This window comes from Saccharothrix sp. NBAS 001 (genome assembly GCF_056640475.1).
The window spans coordinates 208,204-234,737 of the sequence record NZ_CM153251.1 but is presented as its reverse complement, the minus strand read 5'-3'; the positions used below and the strand labels follow the sequence as shown (position 1 = coordinate 234,737).

Sequence of the window (26,534 nt, the reverse complement as noted above, 5' to 3'; positions counted from 1 at the left end):
GGTCGCCGGGCTCGCCCGCACCCGAACGAGAACATCCCCCGAGAAAGGACATCCCATGCGCACCATCGCAGCAGTCGGTGTGGCCGCGGCGATCGCCGTCGCCCTCCCCACCGCCGCCCAGGCCCAGGGCGCGGCCCCGATCACCGTTCCCGGCTACGAGTTCAGCCTGATCGGCGAGCACAGCCTGTCCGGCGGCACGAGATACGCCGGCACCACCGTCGGCGGGATCACCGGCGTCGACTACGACGCGGCGAGCGGCAGCTTCCGGCTGCTGTCCGACGACCGCGCCAACGCCCGGTTCTACACCGGCAGCTTCTCGCTGACCGGCAACTGCCCGAAGCCCACGCTGACCGGCGTGAGCAAGCTGCGCAAGGCGGACGGCTCGAAGATCGCCGGCGTCGACCCGCAGGCGCTGCGCTACGACGCCGCGACCGGCCACGTGCTGTGGGCGGACGCGGGCGAGCGCACCACCGCGCTGAAGGCCGACCCGGCGGTCCGCGAGGCGGCCGGCAACGGCTCGTACGTCGGCCAGTTCGCCACGCCGGACGTGCAGAAGGTCGCGGCGGACGGCGTGGGCGCGCAGCGCGGCAAGTCGCTGTCCGGTCTGGCCACCACCGAGGACGGTACGCAGGTGCTGACCGCCCTGCGCGGCCCGCTGGCCCAGGACGGCACCGCCGTCCGGCTCACCCTGCACGACCGCGCGAGCGGCGACCCGCTGGTCCAGTTCGGGTACCAGCCGGAGGCCGTGGCGGGCAACGGGATCAGCGAGATCCTGGCCGCGGGCGACAGCAGGTTCCTGGTGCTGGAGCAGGCGGGCGTGAACTCCGCGAAGCTCTACGAGGTCGACTTCGCCCTCGGTGCCACGAACGTCGCCGACCTGCCCTCGCTGGTCGGCCAGACCTACGTGGCCGCGCCCAAGCGGCTGGTGCTCGACCTGACCGCGCTCGGCCTGTCCAAGGTCGAGGATCTGGAGGCGGTCACCTGGGGGCCGACCCTCTCGGACGGCGCGCGCACCCTGGTGTTCGTGTCGGACAACGGTCTCAAGTCCTACAAGCGCACCCAGCTCATCGCCGTCAAGGTGCGGCTGAGCTGAACTCCGGTGCACCGAGGGGCCTCCCGACCGTTCGGGAGGCCCCTTCCTGGTTGTGAGGAGGAATTCCATGCGACTCGTCGCAGCGGTGCTCGCGCTGGTGCTGTCCAGCGCGCTGCCCGCCCACGCCGACCCCTGGAACGGCGTGGTGCCCGCGCCGGGCGACGTCGTCGGCGTCGGCGACCGGACCACCGACCAGCTGCTCGACCTGCTGGCGCAGCACTACAACGGCGAGGTGCCGCCCCAGGCCGACCGGCTCCACTCGTGGGACTCGGTGGGCACGCCGCTGATCACGGTCCGATCCGGCCGCCCGCCGATCGTGCGGCCCGCGGAGTGCTCGCACGGGCTCGTCCTGCTGTCCCAGACCGATTCGGGGGTGGACTTCGCGCGGTGTCAGCGGAAAATCGCCGAGACGAGCGACAGCCCGTTCGTCTTCCGCAGGTTCGCCAAGGACACCACCGTGTACGTCACGGCCACGGGCAGCGCGGTGCCGACCACGTTGACCACGCTCCAGTTGGCCCGGCTGTACAGCGCGACCGCCGGCACGCCCGACTGCCCGTACCACGCCTACCTGCCCGCGCTCGGCTCGGACACCCAGGCGTTGTTCCTGAACAGCCTCGGGGTCTCGACGCCGGGGACGTGCGCCCGCACGACGTTCGCCGGCGTGCCCGTCCGCACCGACGACGCCACGCCCGTGCTCGGCGACCCGCTGGCCCTGGTGCCGCACTCCGCGGCCCGGTCGATCGGCGTCCCGGGCTTGCGCGCCAACACGATCGACGACTCCGCGCGCCCGGCCGGCGTGCCCGCGAACCCCGTGGCCCGGATCTCCCCCGGCACCGGTCAGCTCGTCCCGACCGGCGGCGTCGTGGGGTACGACCGCGAGCTGTACCACGCGTTCCGCAAGGCCGATTGGCCCGGACCCCGCTACCAGCGGATCTTCGGCCACGGCGGATGGCTCTGCGCGTCGACCTCGGCCAACGCCGACCTCGTCGCGACGGGGTTCCGCCGCAACTACGCGTGCGGAGCCTGATCCCGTTCCCCTGGAAGGAGAAACCATGCGAGTTCTCGTGATCGCCCTGCTCGTGGCACTGGTCGGCGCGGTGCCGGCGCAGGCCGACCCGCCCTTCACCCCACCGACCAACGCCCTGGTGGGCGTCGGCGACGACATCACCGAACGCCTGATGGACGCGCTCGCCTCGACGTACAACGCCAAGAGCCCCGCGCCGGCCGCCCCGGTCTACTCCTGGGGCAGCACCGGCGGCGCGATCATCACGCCCAAGGTCGGAGCGCCCCAGATCAGCCGGCCCCGGACGTGCGCGCACGGCCTCACCCTCCTGGCGACGAGCCGGGACGTCGACTTCGTCCGCTGCGCCCGTTACAGCGACGACACCCGGTTCTTCTACGCCCGGCTCGCGGACGACACCGCCACCTACGCCACTGCCGCGACCAGCGTCGTGCCGACGACCTTGAGCACGCTGGCGCTGCACGACATCTACAGCGCGGCGGCGGGCTCGCCCGCGTGCACCTACACCGCCTACCTGCCCGGCTCCAGCGACACGGCGTTGCTGTTCCTCCAGGAAATCGGTGTCGCCACACCGGGAACGTGCGCCAAGGACACGTTCGGCGGCGCGCCGGTCGCTCCGAACGACCCGGCACCCGTGGCCGGCGACCCGAAAGCGATCGTGCCGTTCTCGGTGGCCCGGGCGATCGGCGTGACGAGCCTGAAGCTGAACAGCGTGGACGACTCGGTGCGGCCGGTCGGCTCGCCGCCCAACGTCACGAGCCGGGTCGACCCGGCCACCGGGCAACCGGTCGCGGTCGGCGGGATCGTCGGGTACCACCGCACGCTGTACAACGTGATCCGCCGAGCCGACCGGACGGTGGCGAAGTACTCGGCCTTCTTCGGCCCGCTCGGTTGGATGTGCACCAACGCGGTCGCCAGGAGCATCATCGTCTCGCACGGCTTCCGGCGGGACCCCAGCTGCGGCGCGTGAGCAGAACACGGACGCGGCACGATCCTTCCCCCAAGGAGAAACCGTTGCGAACATCAGTGATCGCACTGCTGTTGGTGCTCGCCGGCGCGGTGCCGGCACAGGCCGACCCTCCCGTCGTCCCCCCGGCGAACAGCGTCGTCGGCGTCGGCGACGAGGTCGGTGAGCGCCTGGTCGGGGCGCTGGCCTCGGGCTACGACGGCAAAGTCCCGCCGCCGTCGAACAAGGTGTACTCGTGGGACGCGTTCGGCGGCTCGCCGATCGTCCCCAAGACCGGCGCGCCGCCGATCAGCAGGCCGAAGACGTGCGAGGAGGGCCTCACCGCGCTGATCGCGATCCCGAGCCTGGACTTCGTGCGCTGCCGGCGTTTCATCGCGGACAGCCCGACCAGCCCCTACGCGTTCCGCCGGCTGGCCGACGACACCGCGACGTACGCCACCGCGACCACCAGCAACGTGGCCACCACGTTGACCACGGCGGCGCTGTACGACATCTACAACTCCGCCTTCGGCAGTCCGGCGTGCGTCGCCAACGCCTACCTGCCCGCCTACGGTGACACCGCCGCGCTGTTCCTGCGCAACATCGGTGTCACGACACCGGGATCGTGCGCCAAGACGACGTTCGGCGGCAACCCGGTGGTTCCGCACGACCCGACACCGCTGATCGGCGACCCGAACGCCATCGTGCCGTTCTCGGTGGCCCGGGCGATCGGCGTGCCGGGGCTGAAGGTCAACACCGTGGACGACTCGGTGCGGCCCATCGGGTTGCCGCCGAACGCCATGGCGCAGGTGAACCCGGCCACCGGCCAGCTCGTCACCGGCAGCGGGATCACCGGCTACCACCACACGCTGTACGACGTGTTCCGCAAGACCGAATGGCCGCAGGCCAAGATCCAGGCCGCCTTCGGCCCGGCCGGCTGGCTGTGCGCGAACGCGGCGGCGAACAACACCGTCGTGGCGCAGGGCTTCCGCCTCAATGCCAACTGCGGGACGTGACCCTGCGGGACCCGATCGACCTCGCCTGACCTGAGGGAAGTGGAGGACGCCGTCCGGTGCGCCGGACGGCGTCCGCTCACAGCAGGTTGGGCATCAGGACCACCGACGCGTGCTGGAACACCTGCCACGACGTGGCCAGCAGCACCGGAGCGCCCACCAGCCAGGTCTCCCAACGGCCCCAGCGCAGCACGGTCCACACCGCCGCCACCACCGACGCGAGCAGCACCTGGAGCCACAGCACCAGCGGCACCAGGCCGGTCGGGTCGTGCCGCATCGCCTTCTCCTCCGGCAGGAGGGTGGACGGCCGCGCGCCCGACGGTGCGGCCTGGTCCAGCAGCGACGCGTCGACGTAGATAGACCGCTCCGCGCTCAGCGGGAGGCCGAGGAAGTCCTCCGCCTCCGCGGTGACCAGCACCAGCCGGCCGCGCCCCTTCGCCACCGGCTGCGGTGTCGGGTCGCCGTCCCGGCGCACCCCGTCGACCCGGTAGGTGAACCGGCCCTGGCCGGTGGTCGTCACGATCTCGTCGCCGGCGCGCAGCGCGGAGACCTCGCCGAACGGCCCGCCGGAGGTGATCGCCCGTCCCATCACCACCGACACCCCGGCCTGCCCGGGCAGCGCGGTGGTCCGCTGGTGGCCGGGGCCGTCGTCCAGGTTGCCCCCGGACGTGCCCTCCACCACGACCTGGGTCAGCCGCAGCCCCGGGATCTCCAGCACCGCCACGGGCTCGCCGGGCGCGATCTCGCCGCTGCTCGGCATCTCGATGGCGGCCAGCTGCTCACGGGCCCGGTCGTAGAGCAGGTCCTGCCCCCGCTCGTACCGGATCGGGCCCACCAGCAGCAGGTAGGCCGCGAAGTCCAGCAGCAGCAGGGAGAGCAGCAGCAGGACCCGCCGCAGCAGCACGATCTCCAGCGGTGACTTCACGCGCCACCCCGGCGCAGCACCCGGCCCAGCCACCGGCGCGCCGGGTGGCCGGGCGTGCCCGCCGCCGACACCACGGGCGCGAGCACGCCGGCCAGCAGCCCCAGGCCGAGCAGCGACGGCAACAGCCACCGCCCGAACGACGACGTGTCCGACCGGGTCGCCACGCTGGTGACCGGCCGCGCGGCGCTCGGCTGAGTGGTGGGCGTGGCCGCGACGGCCGGGGTGTCGGCCGGTGCCGGTGGCGCGACCGGGTTGCCCAGCACCGGGTTCACCGCCGGCGGCAGCAGCCCGCCCGCCGGGTCCCGGAGCACCGAGTCCGGCGGCTTGGGCACCTCGCCCTTCTGCTCCCGCACGGCGCGGGCGGCGTTGCGGGTCTGCTCGCGCAGCGGATCGCTCAGCGCCAGGTAACCGCCGGGCAGGTTGCCCAGCGCGGTGCCGTAGTCCTGGCCCGGACCCGCCGCGAACTCCAGGAACGTGGCGTAGTGGCTCGCCTCGGACTGCGGCAGCCCGCTGGTCGGCACGCCCGCGTACACCACGGCGGTGCCCGGGTAGGCCTGGGCGTCCAATTTGGACTGGTCGATGGTCAGGATGCCGGTCTTCGGGTCGATCGTGGTCGCCCGCAGGCCGTAGGCCAGGGCCTCCCGGCTCGGCGCGACGAACGCGCCGGTCGGGGTCTTCAAACCGGCCGAGCGCAACCCGAACACCGACATGTCGGCCAGGTCCGTGATCGCCAGCAGCGCTCGGCTGCCGCTCGGCTGGCGCTCCGGCCGCTTGTAGACCGTCTGGCCCTGCGCGTTCTGGCTCTCCTGCGTGGTCGCGGTCGGCTGGGCCTGCACCAGCGCGATCGCCGCGCTCACCACGGAACCCACCTGGTTGGCCACGAGGTTGAACCAGAGCTGGTCCTTGTACGCGGGCGCGTCCTTCGGCACCTTCCAGTCGTCGCGCAACTCGAACTGCGCGTACGGCAGGCGCTGCAACCGGTACTTGGGGTTGACGACCATGCCGTACTCGTCCGGGGCGCCGCCCAACCAGGCCACCGCCGCCGGGTCGGCCGCGATGTAGGAGGTCAGCGCCCACGTCATGTCCAGGTCGCCCTGCACGAACACCGGGTAGGTGGACGACGAGATGCCCAGCGTGCCCAGCGTCACCTTGCCGTTGGCCTCGGTGAACTCCTTGTCCGCGCCCCACCACTTCGGGTTCTTCGAGATGGACGGGTGGTTCTCGATCCCCGGCGCTTCGGCGGTGTAGGACTGGGTGAGCATCTTCGCCAGCAGCCGGGGTGTCAGGTTGAGCGTGGTCATCTCGACGTGGTCGGAGTTGTCCACCAGGAAGCCCACCGCGAAGCCGGTGGTGGCGACCGGGGCGTAGACCACCGGCGCGGGCGCGTCGGTGTCCGGCGACCGGGCGGTGAGCACCGCGTTCACGCCGTCGGCCCGCCGTTCGGTCAGGTTGGTGAAGAACTGCCGGCGCGCCTCGCCCTCGCCCAGGCTGGTGTAGCCGAGCTTGAACAGGCCGCTGTCGGTGCAGAACTTGGGCCGCCAGCTGGCCATCAGCTGCGACAGGTACGGGGATCCGGCCACGCCGGTCTCCGGGCGGGTGTCCGACGCGCACACCTGCTGGGTCTTGCGGAAGGCCAGCGGGAAGACGAAACGCCGCTCCCAGTTGGTCGGGGTCTTCCAGGTGGAGGCGTCGCGGAACACCGACGAGGTGGAGGTGGGCAGGCAGCCCTCCTTCCACTCGTCGAGCAGGATCTGGTCCTCCGGCTGGCAGTGCGGGTCGCCGATGGGCACCACGACCAGCGAGCACGCGTCCGCTTCGGTGCAGCCCAGGCTCGGCAGGTCGGAGCCGGGCAGCAGCTCGATGTCGGTCGCGCCGGTGCCGTCCGCCCGGGTCTCCGCGCGCAGCGTCGGGGGCATCACGTAGTTGCTGGTCTCCGCCGAGTGGTCCGGCGACTTGCCGGACTTGACCGAGCCGTCCGGCCACGCGGCCGGTTTGCCGTTGTCGCCCAGCTGCACCTCGTCCCACGAGTAGCGCTGGCCGTCGCGGGCGGTGAACGACATGACGGTGGACAGGTTCGCGCTGTCGTCGCCGTAGTCGCCGAAGGCCACCCGGTCCCACGGGCGGTTGTCGTTGAACGTGGCGGGCTCCATGCTGCGGCGGGCGCCCCAGCAGCGCTGCTGGTCGACCTGGTTGGCGTCGCCCCAGCACTGCATGATCACCACCGGGTAGGCGGCGCTGTCACCGGACTGCGCGGTGGGGCGCAGCCCCGACCACGACACCCGAACCCGCTGCCGCACCAGGTCGGCGGTCTGCGACACGGTCACCGAGCCCCGGTGGGCGACGCCGGACTCGTAATACTGGTCCAGGTCCTGGGTGACCGTCACAGGCTGCGCGTTGGGCGCGGGCGCGACCACGCTGGCCGAGCTGAACGGCGCGGACAACCACACCAGGGTCAGCACGAGTCCTAAGAGGACGGTCCTGCGCATCAGAGTCCACTCCCCTGCCGGGCCCGCCTGCGCCGCACGGCGCGAGCCACGAATGTCGGCACGATCAGCACCAGCACCAGTTCGACCGCGGCCAGCACGGCCAGCGCGGTGTCGGTGCTCGCGGAGCGGGCGGCGGCCAACTCGGTGGCGCTTCCCGTGGTGCTGCCGTTGGTGTTCTGGTTGTTGCCCACCTGCTCGCCGGTCACCGGGTCGATCCCGGCCACCGGGTCCGGCACCCCGTCGCCGTCGCTGTCGGCGGTGCCCTGCTGCCCGTTCTGGCCGTTCTGGCTGTTGCCCTGGCGGTTGTCGGCCTCGCCCTGGCCGGTCCCGCCGCCGGCCGTGCCGCACGGGCCCTGGCCCGCCTTGTCGCAGTCCTTGGGCATCGGCGCGATCTTGGCCAGCCGGTTGCTGTCCGGGTCGTTCGGGTCGAAGGTCGGGTTGTTGCAGTCCTTCGGGGTCAGCGTGGCCTGTTCGGCGCCCGGCACCTTGGCCACCTGCTCGAAACCGGCGCGGACCAGGTTCAGCGGCAGCGGCGAGTAGCCGAGCTTGCCCATGTGCTGCTGGCCGCCGCAGAGGAAGTCGCGGGCGAACTTCGCCAGCGACCGGCCGGACTGCCGGGTGACCTTCCCGTCCTCGGAGGTCGGCAGGATCATGTACGAGTACGACGACAGCGGGTAGGTGCGGGCGTCGGCGCTGTTGTAGACGTCGTCCAGGATCTGGGTCAGGTAGGTCTGCTTGGTGGGGTCCTGCTCGATCCGGGCGTACTGGAGGGCGACCGCGACGTTGGTGTCGGTCGGCTCGGTGAAGAAGTCCGCGTTGTTCTTGATCTTCGCCACCGGGTAGTTGAGCGCGCGCGGGTAGGAGTACTCGACGTACCCGATCGCGCCCTCGCCGTACTCGGCGGAGATGTAGCCCGCCATCTGCGACGAGCCGACCTGGGCGACCGCGTTGCCGAACGTCGGGTAGTACGACGTGAGGCCGCACGGCTTGTTCGCGTCGACGTACTGCGCGAAGAACGGGCAGTACTGGCCGGAGTGCTGCTTGGACATCCACAGCGTGAACTGCGCGGTGGTGCCCGAGCCGTCCGACCGCACCACCGGCACGATCCGCTTGCCGGGCAGCCGGCGGCCGTTGTTGTCGGCGGTGATCTGGTCGTCGGACCAGTCGGTGATCGCGCCGGTGAAGATCTTGGCCACCGTCTCGCCGCGCAGCCGCAGGTTGCGCACCAGCTGGCCGTTGATCGTGATCTTGTACATGAACGAGGTGCCGCCGGCGACGATCGGCATGTAGGCGAACGGCCGGCCGCCGGAGTCGTCGGCGTTGCCGGTCGTCGGGTCGGTGCCCTGGAACGGGATCTCGGACACCGCGAAGTCGTTCATCTTCTGCGCGAAGTCCAGCCGGCCCGCGCTGGAACCCGAACCCGAGTAGCTGACCGGCAGACCGATCGTGCTGGCGTCGGCGATCCACTGCTTGATCGCGTTCTCGCTCCACGACGAACCCGATCCCCGGATCGGGTAATAGGATTCGGCCGCCTCGGCCGGCGCGGCCGACACCAACAGCACCAGCACCACGAGCAGCAGGCGCTTCACCGACGTCCCCCCTTGGTCGACCGCTGCGCGACCACGCGCGCGGTCACGAACAGCAGCAGCACGAGCGCGAGCAGGATCGACGCCGCGCCGAACGCGCGGATCTGGTCGACCTTCTCCGACGACCGGGCCAGCGTGTAGGTCACCAGCGGCAGCGAGACCATCGGACCGGATGTCGGGTCGGCGTTCAGGTAGGTGGTGTACCCGGCGGTGAGCAGCACCGGCGAGGTCTCCCCGACCCCGCGCGCGATGCCCAGGATCAGCGCGGTCGCCAGCGACGGCCGCGCGGTGGGCAGCACCACCCGCCACACCGTGCGCCACTGCGACGCGCCCAGCGCCAGGCTGGCCTCGCGCAACCCGTTGGGCACCACCCGGAGCACGACCTCGGCGGCGCGGGCGATGATCGGCAGCATCATCACGCTGATCGCCAGCGCGGCGGCCAGGCCGCTGCGCTGGAAGCCCGCGAACACCAGGACCGTGACGTAGATGAACAGGCCGGCCACGATGGACGGCAGGGCGGTCATCGCCTCCACGACCGTGCGCACCGGGCGGGCGAGCCGGCCGCCGACCTCGTTGAGGAACACCGCGCAGGCCACGCCCAGCGGCAGCGTGATGGCGGTGGCGATGGTGATCTGCACCAGCGACCCGATCAGGGCGTGCAGCACACCGCCCTCGGTCAGCGGGTCCAGCGGCCCGGCCCCGCTCAGGTCGGACACCCAGAAGTTGCTGTGCCCCAGGGCTTCCGCCCCGCGCACGAAGGTGAACCCGACCACCAGCACCAGGCCGAGGCCGAGCAGCCCGGCCAGCGCGTGCACCACCGCCGCGCCCAGCCGGTCGGCGATCACCGTGCGCGGGTGGCGCAGCGCCGTGACCCCGGCGTAGAACAGCAGGAACACCAGGTACCAGGACACCACGAAGCCGAGTTTCCCCGACGTGGGCAGCAGGTTCTCGTAGAGCACCCAGACCATGGCCAGCGCGCCGAACGCCGAGCCGGCCGCGGCCAGCACGTCGTCCAGGGTGCGTCCGCCGATCCGGCGCGGCACCTGCTCGGGCACCGGGTCCCGCCGGTCGGCCGTCACGGCGGGTTCGGGCTCGGCGAGCGTTGTCATCGACAAGTCCTCAGATCTCCGTCGAGGCGCCACTGCGGCTGCGCGCCACGACCGTCGAAGCCAGCACGTTGATCAGCAACGTGAACAGGAACAGCACCAGACCCGCGGCCAGCAGTGCGGAAAGCTGGAACGGGCTGGACTCACCGAACCGCAACGCGATCAGCTCGGAGATGGTGTTGCCGCCCTTCTCCAGGACGCGGAACTTCACGTCGAAGGCGGGCGAGATGATCAGCGCCACGGCGATGGTCTCGCCCAGCGCGCGCCCCAGGCCGAGCATGGTGCCGCCGATGATGCCGCCGCGCCCGAACGGCAGCACCACCGAGCGGACCACGCCCCAGCGGGTGGAACCCAGCGCCAGCGCGGCTTCCCGCTCGCCGGGCGGCGCGGAGGAGAACACCTCGCGCATCACCGACGCGGTGATCGGGACGACCATCATCGACACCACGACACCGCAGATGAACACCGACGAGGTGTAGGCGGACTTCTCCCACACCGCGGCGTCCAGGTTGGTGCGCACCTCGAAGAACGGCAGGAAGCCGAGGTAGGTCGACAACCACCGGGCGAGGTAGATGATCTCCTCCTGGAGGAAGAAGAACCCCCAGAGGCCGTACACGACGCTGGGCACCGCCGCCATCAGGTCCAGCAGGGCGACCAGCGTGCGCTTGAGCCTCAGCGGCGCGTACTCGGAGATGTAGAGCGCGGTGCCCAGGGCCACCGGCACCGCGATCACGATCGCCACCGTCGCCACCTGCAACGTGCCCAGCGCGATGGACAGGATGCCCAGCCGGTTGGACTCGGGCCGCCACAGGTTCTCGGTGAAGAAGCTCCAGCCCAGCACGCGCAGGGTCGGGATCGACTGGTAGGCCAGGAAGACGCCGATCCCGCCCATGATCAGCAGGACCAGCACGCCGCTGAACCGCACCGCGCCCCGGAACACCTTGTCGCCGACCGGCGTCGCGGGTGTGATGACGCGAGGCCGGTCGGGTGCGGCCGTCATGGGTCGGTTCTCCTTCGATCGCGGCGGAGGATCGCGTTCATCAAGCAGGGCAAGGGAAAACCCGCGCGATGACAGCGGTCCACCAGATGGGTGAACACTCAACCAACAGGTCGCTGCGGCCACACGTCCGCTCGACCCCGGCTGGACCGACCCCGCTTCCCGGGCTGGAACACGGCCAGCACCGGGTCGAGTTCGGCCAGCGCCACCCGGCCCCGGAACCGGCCGGCGGCCAGTTCCGCGTCCACCCGGCGGGCGAAGCCCTGCGCCGACCGGGCCAGCCCGGACAACCGCCACCACCACGACCCGTTGTCGGCGTGCTCGATCACGAACGCCGCCGAGGTCGCGCCGGCGCGGACCAGCTCGATCTCGGTCAGCGCGTCGAGGTGCTCGGGGTGCAGGCGGACCCCGACCCCGAGCACTCTGTTGTTACCGCCCAGCAAACGCCACCGGACACCGCTTTCCCCGGTGCGGTAGCACTGAAAACGCGCCACGAACGTCCTCCCAGTCGGACCCGGTCGCGACGGATGGACCGGTCCCCGTTCGGGACGAACCGCCCCCTCAAGCGGCTGCCCCTGAGGGGGGACCATCACGGCGTCAGAGCACGGAACGAAGGACGGGAGGTGAGCGCCACATGGTCGCTCGGTTAACGCCTGGCACATAGAGATTCTTGATCGGCAAACTGTCCACCGACCGGCGCAACGGTAGGTACTTTTGGTGCCGATACTTTCCGCCGCCTGCCGCACAGGCCGCAAAAAGGGCGACCAGGCCCGAATCCGGCGCTGTTCGTGATCCCCTGCGCGGCAAGGATTCCCGCCGACCAGGCCCGCCCGACGCGGGACGCCGCGCGATGCGCAGAAGTACACGCAGTCCTCCCGGACGCACGGCTCCGGCCGGTGCCCTCACGCGCCGAGCAGGAGGGACACCCCGGTCGCCGTCACGACGAGCGCCACCGCGCCGTCCAGCACCCGCCACGCGGACGGCCGCGCGAACACCCCGGACAGCCACCGCGCGCCGAACCCGAGCGCGCCGAACCACAGCACGCTCCCCGTCATCGCGCCGAGCCCGAACCACCACCGGTCGTCGCCGAACGACGTGGACGCGGTGCCGAGCAGCAGCACGGTGTCCAGGTAGACGTGCGGGTTCAGCCAGGTCAGCGCCAGGCACGTGAGGATCGCCGCCGACGCCGCGCCGCCGATCCGCAGCGCCGCCGGCCGCAGCACCCGGCGCACCGCGAGCACCCCGTAGCCGATCAGGAACGCGGCACCGACCCAGCGGACGGCGGTCAACGCCGGCGGCCACGCGGTCAGCACCGCGCCGACGCCGCCGACGCCCAGCGCGATGAGCAGCGCGTCCGAGACCGCGCAGATCGCCACGATCGCCGGAACCTGTTGGCGCAGAACGCCTTGCCGGAGCACGAGGGCGTTCTGGGCGCCGATGACGACGATCAGGGACAGTCCGGCACCGAGTCCGGCGAGCAGCGCGTACATCACGCCGCCACGCTACGAACCGCCTCTCGATAAGGCCAGCTACAGTTCCTCAAGTATCATTAGCAGCTGTGATGCTCGATCCGGAGTCGGTGCGCACCCTGCTGGCCGTGGTGGACGAGGGCACGTTCGACGCGGCGGCCAAGGCGTTGCACGTCACGCCCTCGGCGGTCAGCCAGCGCATCAAAGCCCTCGAACAACGCACCGGCCGGGTTCTCCTGGTCCGCGCGAAACCACCGCGCCTCACCGCGTCCGGCGCGGTCGTCGCCCGCTACGGCCGCCAACTCGCGCTGCTGGAACAGGACGCGTTCACCGGTCTGGGCCTGGTGGAGCGGCCGACGCCGGTCCAGGTCGCGGTCAACGCCGACTCGCTGTCGACGTGGTTCCGCGCCGTGGTCAAGGAACTCGCGCACGACGAGGACATCGTGCTCGGCCTGCTGCGCGACGACCAGGACCACACCGCCGAGGCCCTGCGCCGAGGTCTGGTGGTGGCGGCCGTGACGTCGACCCCGCAGCCCGTGCAGGGGTGCCGGGTCCGGCCGCTGGGCGGCATGCGGTACCACGCCGTGGCCGCCCCGGCGTTCGCGAAGCGGTGGCGGGGCCGGGACCTGGCCGACCTCCCGGTCGTGGTGTTCGACGAGAAGGACGACCTACAAGACGCGTTCTGCCGCTCGATGACCGGCCGGCCCGCGTCCGGCCACCGCCACCACCTGCCGGACGGCCCGGTGTTCGAGGACGCCGTGGCGGCGGGCGCGGGCTGGGCGCTGCTCAGCGAGCACCAGGTGAAGCGGCACCGCCGCCTGGTGCACCTGTACCCGGACGACCCGGTGGACGTGCCGCTGTACTGGCAGCAGTGGAAACTCGACTCACCGCCGCTGCAACGCGTCGCCGACGTGGTCTTCCGCGCGGCCCAGGCGGAGCTGCACCAACTGTAGTCACCACGGCCGGCGCACCTCGAACCGGATCCCCGCCCCGACCAGGCGGGAGGTCAGCGCGTCGCCCATCGCGACGGCCGTCGTCACCTGCCCGCGCGTCTCCGGCAGGTGGTCGAAAGCCAGGCACAGCGCGGATTCCCCGAGCATCTTCGCGGTCTCGCCGTACCCCGGGTCGCCGCCGGACACCTCGGTCGCCACCTGCTGCCCGCCGCCCTCGCCGAAGAACTCGACCCGGAACCACGACCGGGCGCGCTCCCGCGCCGACGGCCCCTCCCCCGGCTTCTTCCGCTCCAGCAACCACTTCCGGGCGGGCGGCAGCTGGGCCAGCGCCACCAGCCCGCCCACCGCGCCGACCAGGCCCGCCGCCACCGGCAGCGTGCGCACCGCGAGGTGGTGGCGGTAGCGGAACTCCGGGCCGTACCGGTCCAGCGCCGCCGCCGACCGCAGCACCACCTGCGGGTCGATGGTCGGCGCGGGCAGCACCCACGCCCCCACCCGGCGGTCGTACCGGGGTGCCCCGACCTGCCCGCGCACGATCCGCCCGACCGGCCGCCCCTCGACCCGCCGGCGCGCCCGGGCCGCCTCCGCCGAGGAGCGCAGCCGGGAGAACGCGGTGACCGCCGAGTGGAACGTGCCGCCGGAGAACGTCGCCGACGCGCTGACGAAACCCTCCAACGAGATCGGCACGCCCTCGGGCAGCCGCCGGACGGTGAAGTACGCGCCGAGGTCGTAAGGGATCGAGTCGAAGCCGCAGGAGTGCACGAGTCGCGCGCCGCTCTCCACGGCCGTCGCGTGGTGGCGCAGGTACGTGCGGTCCACGAACTCGGGCTCGCCGCACAGGTCGACGTAGTCCGTGCCGGCCCGCGCGCACGCCGCCACCAGCCCGTCGCCGTAGCGCGCGTACGGCCCGACCGTCGTGGCGACGACCCGCGCCGACTCGGCGACGGTCCGCAGCGACCGGTCGTCGGCGACGTCGGCGGTCAGCAGGTCGAGTTCCCCCGCCGCCGGGTCGATCGCGGCCAACCGGTCGCGCACCGCCGCGAGCTTCGCCGGGCTGCGCCCCGCCAACGCCCACCGAGTGCCCTCCGGCGCGTGCGCCGCCAGGTACGCCGCGGTCAGCCCGCCGGTGAACCCGGTGGCCCCGAACAGCACAACGTCGTACATCCGCCGCCTTCCCGAGACTCCGTCACGTTGTTCAACGACCGCACGTATGCGGAGTAACGCAGCGGGTAACGGCGTTTGTCCGCCGTTCACCGTCCTGCCGCCGCGCGATCACTCCACCGTGCTCACGCGTCCCTACCGTTCGCCAAGCCCTTGTCCCGAACACACGCAAGCGAAGGGTTACGGCATGCCAGGTCGCAGGGCCCCCATCGCGGTGGTCGCCGTCGGCGTCTTCATCGCGACGACCCTCACCATCGTTGCCTCGTCCGACAACGCACCCGCCGCGTCGGCCGCCACCACCACCTTCACCCCGTCCGCGGACACCTACGTCGACAACTCCGCGACCGGCACGAACTACGGTTCGTCCGGCCAGCTCGGCGTGGACAACTCGCCGGTCAAGCGCCTGTTCCTCAAGTTCGGCGTCTCGGGCGTCTCCGGTGCGGTCACCAGCGCCAAGCTGCGCCTGCACACCGACGACGTCTCGGGCTCGCAGAGCCCCAGCGGGGGCACGGTCAAGTCGACGGCCGACACCACGTGGTCGGAGACCGGTGTCACCTGGAACAACCAGCCCGCGATCGACGGGGCCACGCTCGGCTCGCTCGGCTCGGTGTCCCGCAACGCCTGGTACGAGGTCGACGTGACCTCCTACGTCACCGGCAACGGCACGTTCGGGTTCGGCGTCACCTCGGCCGACAGCGACGGTGCCGACTACGACTCGCGGGAGACCGGCGCGACCGCCCCGCAGCTCGTGGTCACCACCGGCACGACGACCACCACGACCACCACGACGCCGCCGCAGTCGGCCGACCCGGTGTTCGTCGGCGCGGGCGACATCTCGAACTCCGGTTCGGGCGACAGCGCGACCGCCGCGCTGCTCGACAACATCGCCGGCACCGTGTGGACCACCGGTGACAACGTCTACGACAACGGCACCACCACCGAGTTCAACAACTACTACAACCCGACCTGGGGCAGGCACAAGGCCCGCACCAGGCCGTCGCCGGGCAACCACGACTACAACACCAGCGGCGCGACCGGCTACTACGGGTACTTCGGCGCGCAGGCCGGGCCGTCCGGCCAGGGCTACTACTCGTTCGACCTGGGCAACTGGCACATCGTCTCGCTGAACTCCAACATCAGCACGTCGGCGGGCTCGGCGCAGGAGACCTGGCTGCGCAACGACCTGGCGGCCAACACCAAGCCGTGCACCGCGGCGTACTGGCACCACCCGCTGTTCACGTCGGGCGCGAACCACGCCCCGTCGACGTCGACGCGCCCGCTGTTCCAGGCGCTCTACGACAACAACGCGGACCTGGTGCTGTGGGGCCACAACCACCAGTACGAGCGCTTCGCCCCGCAGAACCCGAGCGGCGCGCTCGACACCACCCGGGGCATCCGCTCCTTCGTCGCGGGCATGGGCGGTGCCAGCCACTACAGCTTCGGCACCATCAAGCCCAACAGCGAGGTGCGCAACAGCGACACCTACGGCGTGCTGAAGCTGACGTTGCACAGCAACAGCTTCGACTGGCAGTTCGTGCCCGAGGCGGGCAAGTCCTTCACCGACAGCGGCACCACCGCCTGTCACTGATCCCGGCCGCCGCACCCGGTCCCCTCGGCCGGGTGCGGCACCCCTCGCGCCTGGAAAGGAAGGTCCTGCCGTGTACCTGTCCACCATCGACCGCCCGAAGACCGGCGGCTGGAAAGGCGTCGGCGCCAACGTCTTCGCGCTCGGCGCGGTCAGCCTGGTCACCGACGTCTCCTCGGAGATGGTCACCGCCGTCCTGCCGCTCTACCTGGTCGTCGGCCTCCAGCTCAGCCCCGCCGCGTACGGCGTGATCGACGGCGTCTACACCGGGGCGACCACGCTGCTGCGGCTGGTCGGCGGCTACCTGGCCGACCGCACGACCAAGCGCAAAGCGGTGGCGGGCCTGGGTTACGGGCTGTCCGCGGTCGCCAAGCTCGGCCTGCTGGCGGCCGGCACGTCCACCGCGCTGCTGGGCGCGGTGATCACCGCCGACCGGGCGGGCAAGGGGTTGCGCACCGCGCCCCGGGACGCGCTGATCACGCTGTCCACCCCGGCGGGCGACCTCGGGCGGGCGTTCGGGGTGCACCGGGCGATGGACGGGATCGGCGCGTTCATCGGGCCGCTGGTGGCGCTGGCCGTGCTCGCGGCGGCGGCCGAGTCGTTCGACGCCGTGTTCGTCACGAGCTTCTGCGTCGCCGCGCTGGGCGTGGTGATCCTGGTGATGTTCGTGCGCGACCACCGGTCGTCGGTGCCGAGCACGCCGATCCGGCCGGCGGCCGTCGCGGACCTGTTGCGGGACAAGGGCGTCCGGCGGCTGGTGCTGGCCGCGTCGGTGCTGGGCCTGGCCACCATCGGCGACGGGTTCGTCTACCTGCTGCTGCAGAAGCGGGAGGGGCTGGCGATCGGCTGGTTCCCGCTGCTGGCGGTCGGCACCAGCCTGGTCTACCTGCTGCTGGCCGCGCCGCTGGGCGCGCTGGCCGACCGGGTGGGCCGGCTGCCCGTGGTGCTCGGCGGCTACGGCGCGCTGATCGCGGTGTACCTGCTGATCTTCGGCCCGTTCGGCGGGTGGCCGCTGGTGGCCTCGGTGCTGCTGCTGTACGGCGTCTTCTACGCCGCGACGGACGGCGTGCTGATGGCCCTGGCCGGTCCGCTGCTGCCGGAGCGGTTGCGCACCACCGGGATCGCGCTGGTCCAGAGCGGGCAGGCGCTGGCGTACCTCGGGTCGTCGGTGCTGTTCGGCCTCGCCTGGCAGTTCTGGGGCCCCGAGACCGCCACCCGCCTGGCCGCCTTCGGGGTGGCCCTCGCCCTCGCCGCCACCGCCGCACTGTTGGGACGCCGCCCGTGACCACGTTGTCGACCCGTGCCCGAATCGCCGTGACCGCCGCCGCGGCCCTCCTGCTGGGCGGGGTCGCGGTCGGCTACACCGCGCTGTCCGCCGCGCCCGAACCCGACATCGAGTCCGGCACGGTGACCGGTCCGCGCGTGCAGGTGCTCAGCAACGGCCGGCTGTCGGCGGTGTCGCGCACCGACCCGTCCGGGCCGCGCGAGGTGACCGAGGAGCGGTGCGACCGCGCGTACACCGCCGGTGGCACGACCGCGTGCCTGCGGCCGGTGAGCGCGTTGAAGGCCGGCGAGCTGGCCGTGCTGGACGCGGCGCGACGGGAGCTGAAGACCGTGCCGCTGATCGGGTTCCCGAACCGGGCGCGGGTGTCGGCGAGCGGCCGGATGGTGGCGTGGACGCTGTTCGTGGACGGCCATTCCTACGCGGCCAACGGGTTCTCCACCAGCACCGGCATCCTGGACACGAAATCCGGCGCGCTGGTGACCTCGCTGGAGGAGTTCCAGTCCATTGTGGACGGCATCCCGGTGCGCGCGGCGGACCGCAACTACTGGGGCGTCACCTTCGCCGCCGACGACAACAGGTTCTACGCCACGATGTCGACCGGTGGACACCGGTACCTGATGGAGGGCGATTTCGCGGCCCGGACCGTGAAGGCGCTGGCGGAGAACGTCGAGTGCCCCTCGCTGTCGCCGGACGGCAAGCGGATCGCGTACAAGGCGGCGGTCAACGGCGACCCGCAGCAGGGGTGGCGGCTGTCGACCATGGACCTGGCGACGCTCGCGGTCACGCCGCTGGCCGAGACGCGGAGCGTGGACGACCAGCCGGCGTGGCTGGACGAGAACACCATCGCGTACGGGATGCAGCGCAGCGACGGCGTGAACGACGTCTGGACCGTGCCCGCCGACGCCACCGGCACGCCGGGCGTCCTGGTCCAGGAGGCCAACTCGCCCGCGCCGCTGTGAACCCGGAACCGCCGCGACCCGCGCCGTCAGGCGGAGAACCAGCGGGTGACGACGGTCCGGCCGTCGTCACCGGTCACCCGCAGCCGGACGGTCCGGTGCGGCAGGGGCGCGGACACCCAGCCGTCCGGCCCGATCGGCACGGTGACCCGGCCGTCCGGGCTCTCCACCACCAGGTCGCCGGACGCGCCGGTGACCAGCACCCGCAGGTCGGTGTCGACCTGCACGTCCAGCGCCACGTCACCGTGCTCGAAGGTGAGCACCCGGACGCCGTCGCCGGCGCGGACGAGTTCCGGCGCGTCGTGGGTGAGTTCGGCCAACTCCTCGTCCAGCCGCCGGGTGGCCAGCGCCGCCCGTGCGGCGAGCCGCACGTGCTCCGGCACGGGTTCGGCCAGCGCGCGCAGCCGCTCGACCAGCTCGTCGTCGTCCATCACAGCTCCCCGGTGAACGCGCGCAGTTGCTCCAGGCAGCGGCCCCGCGACGGGCCGATGCTGCCGATCGGCATGTCCAGCACGGCGGCCACCTCCAGGTAGGTCAACGGCGGCGTGACCATCAGCACCCGGAGCAGCTCCCGGCACTTGTCCGACAGCCGCTCCACCGCCTGCCGCAGCGCGTCGTCGCGTTCGGCGACCAGCAGGCCCTCGTCCACCGGCGGCGCGTCGTCGGGCACGTCCGGCGGCGGCTGGTCCACCAGCCTGCGCCGGTCGGCGCGGCGCAGCAACTGGAGGCACTCGCGCCGGACTGTGGTGCCCAGCCACCCCGCGAGCCGGTCCGGGTCGGCGACCCGGTCCAGGTTCTCGACCAGCTTGAGCCAGGTGTTCTGCACGACGTCCGCGCAGTCGGCCCCGCCGAGCCGGAAGCCCCGCGCGATCGACCACAGCAGCGCTTCGTAGCGCGTGACGAGTTCGTTCCACGCCGCCTGGTCGCCCCGCGCGGCCGCCGCGAGCAGCGACGCGTTGTCCTCGGTCACGGGCGTGGATTGTTCCGCACAAACACCCATGACAACCAGATGCGCCACCCGACCGTGGTGATGCGGTGACCTTCGGGCCGTTGCTAGACCGGCTTCATCCGGTAGTCGTAGCGCGCCGGCAGGGGTTCTCCCGGGCACGCCGCCCACCACAGCTCGTCCAGGCTGGCCTCGCCCTCGCGCAGGTCGGCGACCTCGATGCCGTCCCGGAGCAGCCGCGCGGCGCGGTCCCGGTCGCCGGCCGCGAGCGCCGCCCGCGCCTCGGCCAAGCGCACCCGGCCGCGTTCCCGCACGGCCAGCGGCAGCCCGTCGACCAGCTCCAGCGCCGCGGTCGGACGCTGCTTCAACGCCTCGACCGCCTCGACGGCCAGTTGCCACAGGTGCGGTGCCAGGCGGTGTGCCGCGACCAGCAGGTCGGGATCGTCGTCCAGCAGCCCCAACGCCCGCAGCGCCCACAGCGTCTCCCTGTGCTCCAACGATTCCCGGTAGCGTCGGCGCGCACCGGCCACGTCGCCCGCAGCGTGCGCCAGGACGCCGAGGTGGTACGCGGTCGCCCAGGAGGCGGGTGCGGACGCCAGCAGCGGGGCCCACTCGGCGGTCACGTACGACACCGGGTCCGTCTCGGGGAATCCGCCGGTCAGCAGCGCCTGCCAGGGTGCCTGTTCCGGGCCGAGACCGGTGAACTCCAGGGGCAGCGGGGGTTCGCCGGCCGACGCGCGGCGCAGGTTCTCCAGGGCGCCCCAGCCGCTGCCGACCGACACCACCTCGTCCACCGGGCCGTCCAGGCCCCGGTCGAACGCGGCCAACCGGTCGGCGAGGTCCGCCGCGCCGACCGGACCGTACGACTCGACCCACGTCCAGTCGCCGGGCGGCAGCGGCAGGTGCTCGTACTGCGTGGCCGCGAGGCCCGCCTGCACCTCGCAGTACCGGCCGCCGCCGAGCCAGTCCTGCCAGCGGTGCCCGCCCGCGCTCTCGCCCCAGCAGAACAGCTTGCGCCCGCGCAGCCGCCCGGTCGACCGCTGCACCAGGCCCGCCGAGATCCACGGCTCGGGCACGTCGTCCGGCACGTCGTAGAAGTAGTCCGCCGCCACCGCGCTGCTCCCGGGCACCAGGTCGACCGCCGGCACGCGCTCCAACCGCCCCGAGTAGGACGTGCGGAACGCCGAGGTCGCCGGCGCGCGCACGACCAGGCCGGGGGTCTGCGGCACGGCCGCGTTCGACCACCAGTACAGCGGCACGGGCGCGGTGCGCGGGTTGTGCACCCGGACCCCGACGTACAGCGCGCGCGAGCCCTCGGGGAGCCACGCGTCGACCTGGAAGACCAGCCCGCGCATCCGTTCGTACTCCCACATCCGCAGCACGCGCTCGCCGTCCGCCCTGGTGGCGAAGCCGGCGTGCAGCCGATCGCAGGTGAACGGGCAGTGGCCCCGGGTGCCGATGTTCCACTCGACGCCGCCGGCGAACCACGCGCCGCGCAGCCCGAGGTTCGCGGGCTGGAGCACCTCGGGCTGGAACAGCAGTTCGCGATCGTCCACCAGGTCCCGCAACGACCACAGCCGGCCGCCGAGTCCGGGCAGGAACGTGGCGCGCAGCAAGCCGTTGTCCAGCACGACGGTGTCCACAGTGGACTCTTCGGCGGCGCGGCCGTAGCCGTCCTGGACCAGGTACGGCAGCACGGTGGACACCCCGCCGTACGCCGCGCCCCCGGCGATCGACGGGGGCGCGGCGGACAGGTCGAGGTCGTACGGCGGGTCGAGCAGCCCGGCCAGCGGCGGGAGCGGGTTGACCGGGCCGATCGCGGCCATCCGCAGGCGCAGGGAGTCACGACGCGGCCCGTTCGACATGCGGCACTCCCTAGGGATGAGCAGTAATGTTCATACTGCGCACCCTGTGAGCACTAGTCAACATCAAACCTGAACGACCTCGACACCGCGCTCCCGGAACCGGCGGACGTCCTCCTCGCGCGCCTCGGTGTCGGTGACCAGCACGTGCACCTGGCTGATCGCGCAGATGGACGCGAACGCGCGGGCACCGATCTTCGAGGAGTCCGCCACCACGACCACCTTGCGCGCGCGCTCGGCGAGCATCCGGTTGATGTCGGCTTCCCCTTCGTGGTGGGCGGAAGCGCCCGCGTCGGGATCGATGGCGTCCACCCCGAGGAAGGTCACGTCGAGGCTGAGTCCACTCAGGATCCGACCCGCCAGCGGGCTCATCAGCTCGTAGGACTGCGGCCGCGCGACGCCTCCGGTCACCACCAGCTTCACCTGCGGGCGCACCGCGAGTTCGTTCGCGATGTTCAACGCGTTGGTGACCACGGTGATCACCCCGTCGCCCTCCGCGCCGCCGACGTCCGCGCTGGTCATCAACGCGCGGGCGACCTCGGTGGTGGTGGTGCCGCCGTTCATGCCGACCACCGCGCCGCGCGCCACCTGCTCGGCCGCCGCACGCCCGATGCGCTGCTTCTCCCCGGCCCGCCGCACCGTCTTGTACCGCAGCGGCAGGTCGTAGGCCACCGAGTGGGCCACGGCACCGCCCCTGGTCCTGGTGAGCAACTGCTGCTCGGCGAGGTGGTCGAGGTCGCGCCGGATGGTCGCCCCGGAGACGTCCAACTCCTCGGCGATGTCGTCAACCTCGATCTTGCCGCGCTCGGCCAAGAGTTCCAGCAGCGCGTTCAACCGCTCGTACCGATTCACCGGCTACCTCCTGCGTCCGAACAATAATGCACATTACAGATGCGCAGAAGTGTTCCGGACGCGCATGTCCTCAGAACGCCTCGACGGTCACGTCGTCGTACAACCGGCGCACCAGCGCGATGTCCACGCTGCCCGCGACCGGCGCGGCCACCGCCGCCGCCGACCAGGACACCGCCGCGCGCAACCGCATCGGCCACGACGACTGCTCCACCAGCCCGTTCGCCAGCGCCGCCACGGCCGCGTCGCCCGCGCCGGTCGGGTTCCCGCGCACCGGGAACGGCGGCCGGGCCCGCCACCGGCCCTCGCCGGTCACCGCGACCAGGCCGGCCGGTCCGAGCGACAGCACGACCGCGCCCGCCCCCTCCGCGCGCAGCGCCTCCGCGCCGGCCACCGGGTCGTCGCCCGGGAGCACCTCGCGCAGTTCGGCGGCGTTCGGCTTGAGCACGTCGGCCCCGGCCCGCGCGGCGGCCAGCAGCGCCGGGCCGCTGGTGTCCACGACGACCGGGACGCGCGCCTCGCGGGCGATCCCGACGACCCGCGCGCACGTGTCGCGCGGCGAGCCCTGCGGCAGGCTGCCCGAGCACACCACGGCGTCCGCGCCGGCCAGCCGGGACCGCACGAGGTCGAGCAGCCGGTCCCACTCGGTGTCCAGCAGCGCCGCGCCGGCCTCGGTGAACACCGTGGCGTCCGCGTCGTCCACGACGGCCACCGTCATCCGGGTCGGCGCGTCGACGCCGAGCAGGGCGTGCGGCAGCCCGGCGGCCAGCAGGTCGGTGCGGACCGATTCGCCGAGCACCCCGCCGACCGGGCCGATCGCGAGCGTCGGCACGCCGAGTTCGTGCAGCACGCGGCTGACGTTGAAACCCTTGCCACCGGCCCGTTCCCGGACCGAGCGGACCCGGTGCGTGGTGCCCGGTTCGAGCCTGCCGACCCGGTAGCTGACGTCCAGGGCCGGGTTGGGCGTGACGGTGACGATCACCGGACGGCCCCGGCCGGCACCGCGTCCAGCACGCCGAGCAGCCGGGCCACCTCGCCCGCCACCTTCTCCCGCGCCGGCCCGAGGTACTTGCGGGTGTCCACGAGCTTCGCGTCACCCAGCCGTTCCCGCACCTCGTCGGTGAACACCCTGTTGAGGTGGGTGGAGATGTTCACCTTGGTGATGCCCGAGCGGACCGCGCGCGACAGGTCGCCGTCGGACACCCCGGACGAGCCGTGCAGCACCAGGGGAATGTCTACAGTGGACTTGAGAGCGGCGATCAGCGCGAAGTCCAGCCGGGCGTCACGGGTGGTCATGGCGTGCGAACTGCCGACCGCGACGGCCAACGCGTCCACGCCCGTGGCCGTGACGAACTCCCTGGCCTCGAACGGATCCGTGCGCACGCCGGGCGCGTGCACGCCGTCCTTGCCGCCGACCTCGCCCAGCTCCGCCTCCACCCAGATCCCGCGCGCGTGGCAGAACTCGGCGATTTCCCTCGTGGTGGCCACGTTCTCCGCGTAGGGGGCGGTGGAGGCGTCGAACATCACCGAGCCGATCCGGTGCGCCGAGCCGCTGCGCACCAGCGAAACCGACTCGACGTGGTCCAGGTGGACGGCCACCGGCACGGCGGATTCGGCCGCCACGGCCAGCGTCGCCTCCAGCAGCGGGGCCAGGGAGCGGTGGTAGCGCACGCAGTTCTCACTGATCTGGAGCAGCACGGCGGTGCCCGCCCGTTCCGCGCCCGCGACGATCGCGGAGGCGTGTTCGAGCTGGACGACGTTGAACGCCCCGACCCCGTGCCCGCCGTCGACGGCGGCGGACACGATCGCGGCAGTGGGCCTCAGCACGGTGTACTCCTCGACGGTGTCCGGTCGGCCAGCAGCGCCGCGCCTCGGCACCCGGCGAGCCCGCCGAGTTCGGCGGCCACCAGGCGCGGGCGGCGGTGGAAGGTCAGGCGCTTCGCCAGGGCGTCGCCCAGCGGCCCGAGCAGCAGGTCCCCGGCAGCGGACAGCCCGCCGCCGACCACCACGACCTCCGGCGCGAGCACGCCCGCCACCCACGCCAGGGCGAAGGCGAGGGCGTCCACGGCGTCGCGCCACACCGCGCGGGCGTCCGGGTCGCCGGCCGCGACGAGCCGGGCCACGTCCACGGCGTCGGCCGGGCGGCCGGTGCGCGCGGTGAAGCGACGGGCGATCGCCGCGGCGGAGGCGATCGCTTCCAGGCAGCCGGCCGCCCCGCAGGCGCAGGGCTCGCCGTGGCCGACGTCGGTGTGCCCGATCTCGCCCGCGTACCCGCCGGCGTCGTACACGTGGCCACCGGTGACGAGAGCCGCCGCGACACCCGTGCCCAGCGGGAGGAACAGCACGTCACGCGCGCCCCGACCGCCGCCCAGGGCGGCCTCGGCGAGCCCGCCGGCGCGCACGTCGTGCCCGAAGGCGACGGCCCGGCCGAGCCGGTCGGCGAGCAGGTCGGCGTAGGGGACGTCCCGCCACCCCAGGTTCTCCGACCACACGGCCACACCGCGCGCCTCGTCCACGATGCCCGGCACGACCACGCCGACCGGCGGCCCGGCGTGGCCCGCCGAACTCCGGGCCGGATCCCCCGTCAACTCGCCGACCAGGTCGGCGACCACGGCCAAGACCCGCTCGACCACGTCCGGCCCGGGGCGCGGGGTGGGGCGGGCGGCGTGCGCGACGACGTGCCGGCCATCGGTGAGCACGGCTTTGGTGCCCGTACCCCCGACATCCACGCCCACCACGAGCCCCACGCGCACCACCTGTTCACGACTGCACCCAAGTTGACACAACTATGCACTTTTGGTCAAAGAGTGTGCAAGAGGTGCGCACAGCAAGCCGCGCCACACCCCGCGACCACGCCGACCCAGGTCCCGGCAAATGATCATCTTCAGGCGATCGGCAGCGCGGCGACGTCAGCGGACCAGATCCCCAGCGCGACGACGGGCACGAAGCCGGGCAGCATCCCGCGCCCGCCCGAACCCTTGGCAGGACGGCGTTCGGCCGGCCGGGCCGCCGCCTCCACCCGCCCGTCGGGGGTCAGCCGGTAAAAGCGACGGCGGGGGCCGTTTCCGTCAGCGGCCAGTTCTTGCCGCGGAGGTGAACCCTCAGAACAGGCCGCGCAGCATCAGGTTCCAGTACAGGAACGGCAGCACCCGTCGTTTGACCAGGTTGTGGTCCGTCCGCTCGCGCGAGGTGTCCACGAACGGCACGGTGGGGCGAGGCCGTCCGGTGTAGTCGAACTCGGCCAGCAGCAACGTCCGCCGCCCGGTCGTGATCGGGCACGACGCGTACCCGTCGTAGGACCCGGTCTGCTCCCGCCCGGCCAGCGCCGCCAGCAGGTTCGCCACCACGACCGGTGCCTGCTTGCGCACCGCCGCCCCCGTCTTGGAGTTCGGCGTCGACCCGCAGTCGCCCAACCCGTACACGTCCGGGAAGCGCACGTGCCGCAACGTGTGCGGATCGACGTCCAGGTACCCCGACGGCCCGGCCAACGGCGACGCCTTGACCCAGTCCGGCGCGCTCTGCGGCGGCACCAGGTGCGCCACGTCGTAGGGCAGCGGCCGTTCCCCGTCCGGCCCGCGCACCACCACTTCCCGCGCGGCAGGCCGCACCCGCACGACCTCGCTGCCCAGGTGCACGTGGATCCCGTACCGCCGCGCGACCGACTCCAGCACCGCCGCGTACTCCGGCACCGCGAACATCGTCGCGCCGGGCAGCACCAGGTGGACGTCGATCCGCCCGAGCACCCCGCGCTCCCGCCAGTGGTCCGCAGCCAGGTAGGCGATCTTCTGCGGCGCGCCGCCGCACTTGATCGGCCCGGACGGCATGGCGAACACCGCCGACCCCGACCGGGTCTCCCGGATGAACCGCCACATCTCGACGGCGTGCGCCCCGGTGTAGTTGCTGGACACCCCGTCGTGCCCGACCGCCGCCGGCAACCCGTCGAGCCGGTGCCAGTCCAACTGGAGGCCGGGGCAGACCACGAGCTTGCGGTAGCCGATCCCGCCGTCGCGCAGCAGCACCCGCCGGGCGAACGGGTCGACCCCGACCGCCGCCGAGCGCACCCACCGGACCCCGCGCGGCAGCACGGACCGCATCGGCCGCGCCGACGCGGCCACCGGGGCGCGACCGCCGCCGACCAACGTCCACAGCGGTTGGTAGTGGTGCACCTCCGACGGTTCCACCACGGTCACGTCCCGCCGCCCGGCGCGGCGTAATCGGGCGGCTACGGAGATGCCGGCCGCGCCGCCCCCGATGATCACGATGCCGTCCACCCATGACCTCCCGAAATGTCCGTA

General features: G+C 72.5%; 24 protein-coding genes. 8 read left to right on the top strand and 16 right to left on the bottom strand.

Going from position 1 to position 26,534, the window contains the following annotated elements; all coding sequences use genetic code 11:
• Positions 1-55 precede the first annotated feature (55 nt).
• The 4 genes from AC0HI0_RS01145 (at position 56) to AC0HI0_RS01130 (ending at position 4,076) form a co-directional block, all read left to right on the top strand.
• Positions 56-1,093 (top strand): esterase-like activity of phytase family protein, encoded by a 1,038-nt coding sequence (locus AC0HI0_RS01145; protein ID WP_480930339.1) that lies wholly within the window; start codon positions 56-58, stop codon positions 1,091-1,093.
• 67 nt (positions 1,094-1,160) lie between these two features.
• Positions 1,161-2,120, top strand: coding sequence for a hypothetical protein (locus AC0HI0_RS01140; protein WP_480930338.1), 960 nt, complete (start codon positions 1,161-1,163; stop codon positions 2,118-2,120).
• Between the two features lie 25 nt (positions 2,121-2,145).
• A complete protein-coding gene (locus AC0HI0_RS01135) occupies positions 2,146-3,084 on the top strand; it encodes a hypothetical protein (protein ID WP_480930337.1) in 939 nt (312 codons plus the stop codon).
• A gap of 44 nt (positions 3,085-3,128) precedes the next feature.
• Positions 3,129-4,076, top strand: coding sequence for a hypothetical protein (locus tag AC0HI0_RS01130; RefSeq protein WP_480930336.1), 948 nt, complete (start codon positions 3,129-3,131; stop codon positions 4,074-4,076).
• Positions 4,077-4,152: 76 nt separating this feature from the next.
• Here the strand turns inward: AC0HI0_RS01130 and AC0HI0_RS01125 are convergent, their stop codons facing one another.
• From AC0HI0_RS01125 to AC0HI0_RS01095, 7 genes are all read right to left on the bottom strand, one after another.
• Positions 4,153-4,998, bottom strand: a complete 846-nt coding sequence (locus AC0HI0_RS01125) for a sortase domain-containing protein (protein ID WP_480930335.1) — start codon at positions 4,996-4,998, stop codon at positions 4,153-4,155.
• A complete protein-coding gene (locus tag AC0HI0_RS01120; protein ID WP_480930334.1) occupies positions 4,995-7,484 on the bottom strand; it encodes a hypothetical protein in 2,490 nt (829 codons plus the stop codon). The genes AC0HI0_RS01125 and AC0HI0_RS01120 overlap by 4 nt, the downstream gene beginning before the upstream one ends.
• Positions 7,484-9,073, bottom strand: coding sequence for a substrate-binding domain-containing protein (locus tag AC0HI0_RS01115; protein WP_480930333.1), 1,590 nt, complete (start codon positions 9,071-9,073; stop codon positions 7,484-7,486). Before AC0HI0_RS01115 ends, AC0HI0_RS01120 begins: the two co-directional genes overlap by 1 nt.
• Positions 9,070-10,179 (bottom strand): phosphate ABC transporter permease PstA, encoded by a 1,110-nt coding sequence (gene pstA, locus AC0HI0_RS01110; protein ID WP_480930332.1) that lies wholly within the window; start codon positions 10,177-10,179, stop codon positions 9,070-9,072. Before pstA ends, AC0HI0_RS01115 begins: the two co-directional genes overlap by 4 nt.
• A gap of 10 nt (positions 10,180-10,189) precedes the next feature.
• Entirely contained in the window at positions 10,190-11,176 is a 987-nt protein-coding gene (gene pstC, locus AC0HI0_RS01105) for a phosphate ABC transporter permease subunit PstC (protein ID WP_480930331.1), read from the bottom strand.
• Between the two features lie 98 nt (positions 11,177-11,274).
• Positions 11,275-11,667, bottom strand: coding sequence for a YegP family protein (locus tag AC0HI0_RS01100; RefSeq protein ID WP_480930330.1), 393 nt, complete (start codon positions 11,665-11,667; stop codon positions 11,275-11,277).
• 408 nt (positions 11,668-12,075) lie between these two features.
• Positions 12,076-12,663 (bottom strand): LysE/ArgO family amino acid transporter, encoded by a 588-nt coding sequence (locus AC0HI0_RS01095; protein WP_480934229.1) that lies wholly within the window; start codon positions 12,661-12,663, stop codon positions 12,076-12,078.
• Between the two features lie 71 nt (positions 12,664-12,734).
• On the opposite strand from AC0HI0_RS01095, the gene AC0HI0_RS01090 reads away from it, so the two are divergent.
• Positions 12,735-13,595 (top strand): LysR family transcriptional regulator ArgP, encoded by an 861-nt coding sequence (locus AC0HI0_RS01090; protein WP_480934228.1) that lies wholly within the window; start codon positions 12,735-12,737, stop codon positions 13,593-13,595.
• Here AC0HI0_RS01090 and AC0HI0_RS01085 read toward each other — a convergent pair whose 3' ends face one another.
• Positions 13,596-14,759, bottom strand: coding sequence for a saccharopine dehydrogenase family protein (locus tag AC0HI0_RS01085; RefSeq protein ID WP_480930329.1), 1,164 nt, complete (start codon positions 14,757-14,759; stop codon positions 13,596-13,598).
• A gap of 184 nt (positions 14,760-14,943) precedes the next feature.
• On the opposite strand from AC0HI0_RS01085, the gene AC0HI0_RS01080 reads away from it, so the two are divergent.
• From AC0HI0_RS01080 to AC0HI0_RS01070, 3 genes are all read left to right on the top strand, one after another.
• Positions 14,944-16,344: a CBM96 family carbohydrate-binding protein gene (locus tag AC0HI0_RS01080; protein ID WP_480930328.1), complete on the top strand. Its 1,401-nt coding sequence runs from the start codon at positions 14,944-14,946 to the stop codon at positions 16,342-16,344.
• 70 nt (positions 16,345-16,414) lie between these two features.
• Complete coding sequence (locus AC0HI0_RS01075; RefSeq protein WP_480930327.1) at positions 16,415-17,626, top strand: MFS transporter; 1,212 nt, start codon at positions 16,415-16,417, stop codon at positions 17,624-17,626.
• The gene (locus AC0HI0_RS01070; protein WP_480930326.1) at positions 17,623-18,585 is read left to right on the top strand and encodes a hypothetical protein; all 963 of its coding nucleotides are present in this window, start codon (positions 17,623-17,625) and stop codon (positions 18,583-18,585) included. Before AC0HI0_RS01075 ends, AC0HI0_RS01070 begins: the two co-directional genes overlap by 4 nt.
• 26 nt (positions 18,586-18,611) lie before the next feature.
• Here the strand turns inward: AC0HI0_RS01070 and AC0HI0_RS01065 are convergent, their stop codons facing one another.
• The 8 genes from AC0HI0_RS01065 to AC0HI0_RS01030 all read right to left on the bottom strand — a co-directional run bounded on the left by AC0HI0_RS01065 (position 18,612) and on the right by AC0HI0_RS01030 (position 26,510).
• Complete coding sequence (locus AC0HI0_RS01065) at positions 18,612-19,013, bottom strand: hypothetical protein (protein ID WP_480930325.1); 402 nt, start codon at positions 19,011-19,013, stop codon at positions 18,612-18,614.
• Positions 19,013-19,552: an RNA polymerase sigma factor gene (locus AC0HI0_RS01060; protein ID WP_480930324.1), complete on the bottom strand. Its 540-nt coding sequence runs from the start codon at positions 19,550-19,552 to the stop codon at positions 19,013-19,015. The genes AC0HI0_RS01065 and AC0HI0_RS01060 overlap by 1 nt, the downstream gene beginning before the upstream one ends.
• Before the next feature lie 83 nt (positions 19,553-19,635).
• On the bottom strand, positions 19,636-21,393 hold the full coding sequence (locus tag AC0HI0_RS01055) for a DUF5107 domain-containing protein (RefSeq protein WP_480930323.1): 1,758 nt from the start codon (positions 21,391-21,393) through the stop codon (positions 19,636-19,638).
• Positions 21,394-21,456: 63 nt separating this feature from the next.
• Entirely contained in the window at positions 21,457-22,242 is a 786-nt protein-coding gene (locus tag AC0HI0_RS01050; protein WP_480930322.1) for a DeoR/GlpR family DNA-binding transcription regulator, read from the bottom strand.
• Between the two features lie 70 nt (positions 22,243-22,312).
• Positions 22,313-23,221: a 1-phosphofructokinase family hexose kinase gene (locus AC0HI0_RS01045; protein ID WP_480930321.1), complete on the bottom strand. Its 909-nt coding sequence runs from the start codon at positions 23,219-23,221 to the stop codon at positions 22,313-22,315.
• On the bottom strand, positions 23,218-24,066 hold the full coding sequence (locus tag AC0HI0_RS01040; RefSeq protein WP_480930320.1) for a class II fructose-bisphosphate aldolase: 849 nt from the start codon (positions 24,064-24,066) through the stop codon (positions 23,218-23,220). Before AC0HI0_RS01040 ends, AC0HI0_RS01045 begins: the two co-directional genes overlap by 4 nt.
• On the bottom strand, positions 24,060-24,986 hold the full coding sequence (locus AC0HI0_RS01035) for an ROK family protein (protein ID WP_480930319.1): 927 nt from the start codon (positions 24,984-24,986) through the stop codon (positions 24,060-24,062). The genes AC0HI0_RS01040 and AC0HI0_RS01035 overlap by 7 nt, the downstream gene beginning before the upstream one ends.
• Positions 24,987-25,340: 354 nt before the next feature.
• Positions 25,341-26,510, bottom strand: coding sequence for an NAD(P)/FAD-dependent oxidoreductase (locus AC0HI0_RS01030; protein WP_480930318.1), 1,170 nt, complete (start codon positions 26,508-26,510; stop codon positions 25,341-25,343).
• Between the last annotated feature and the right edge of the window lie 24 nt (positions 26,511-26,534).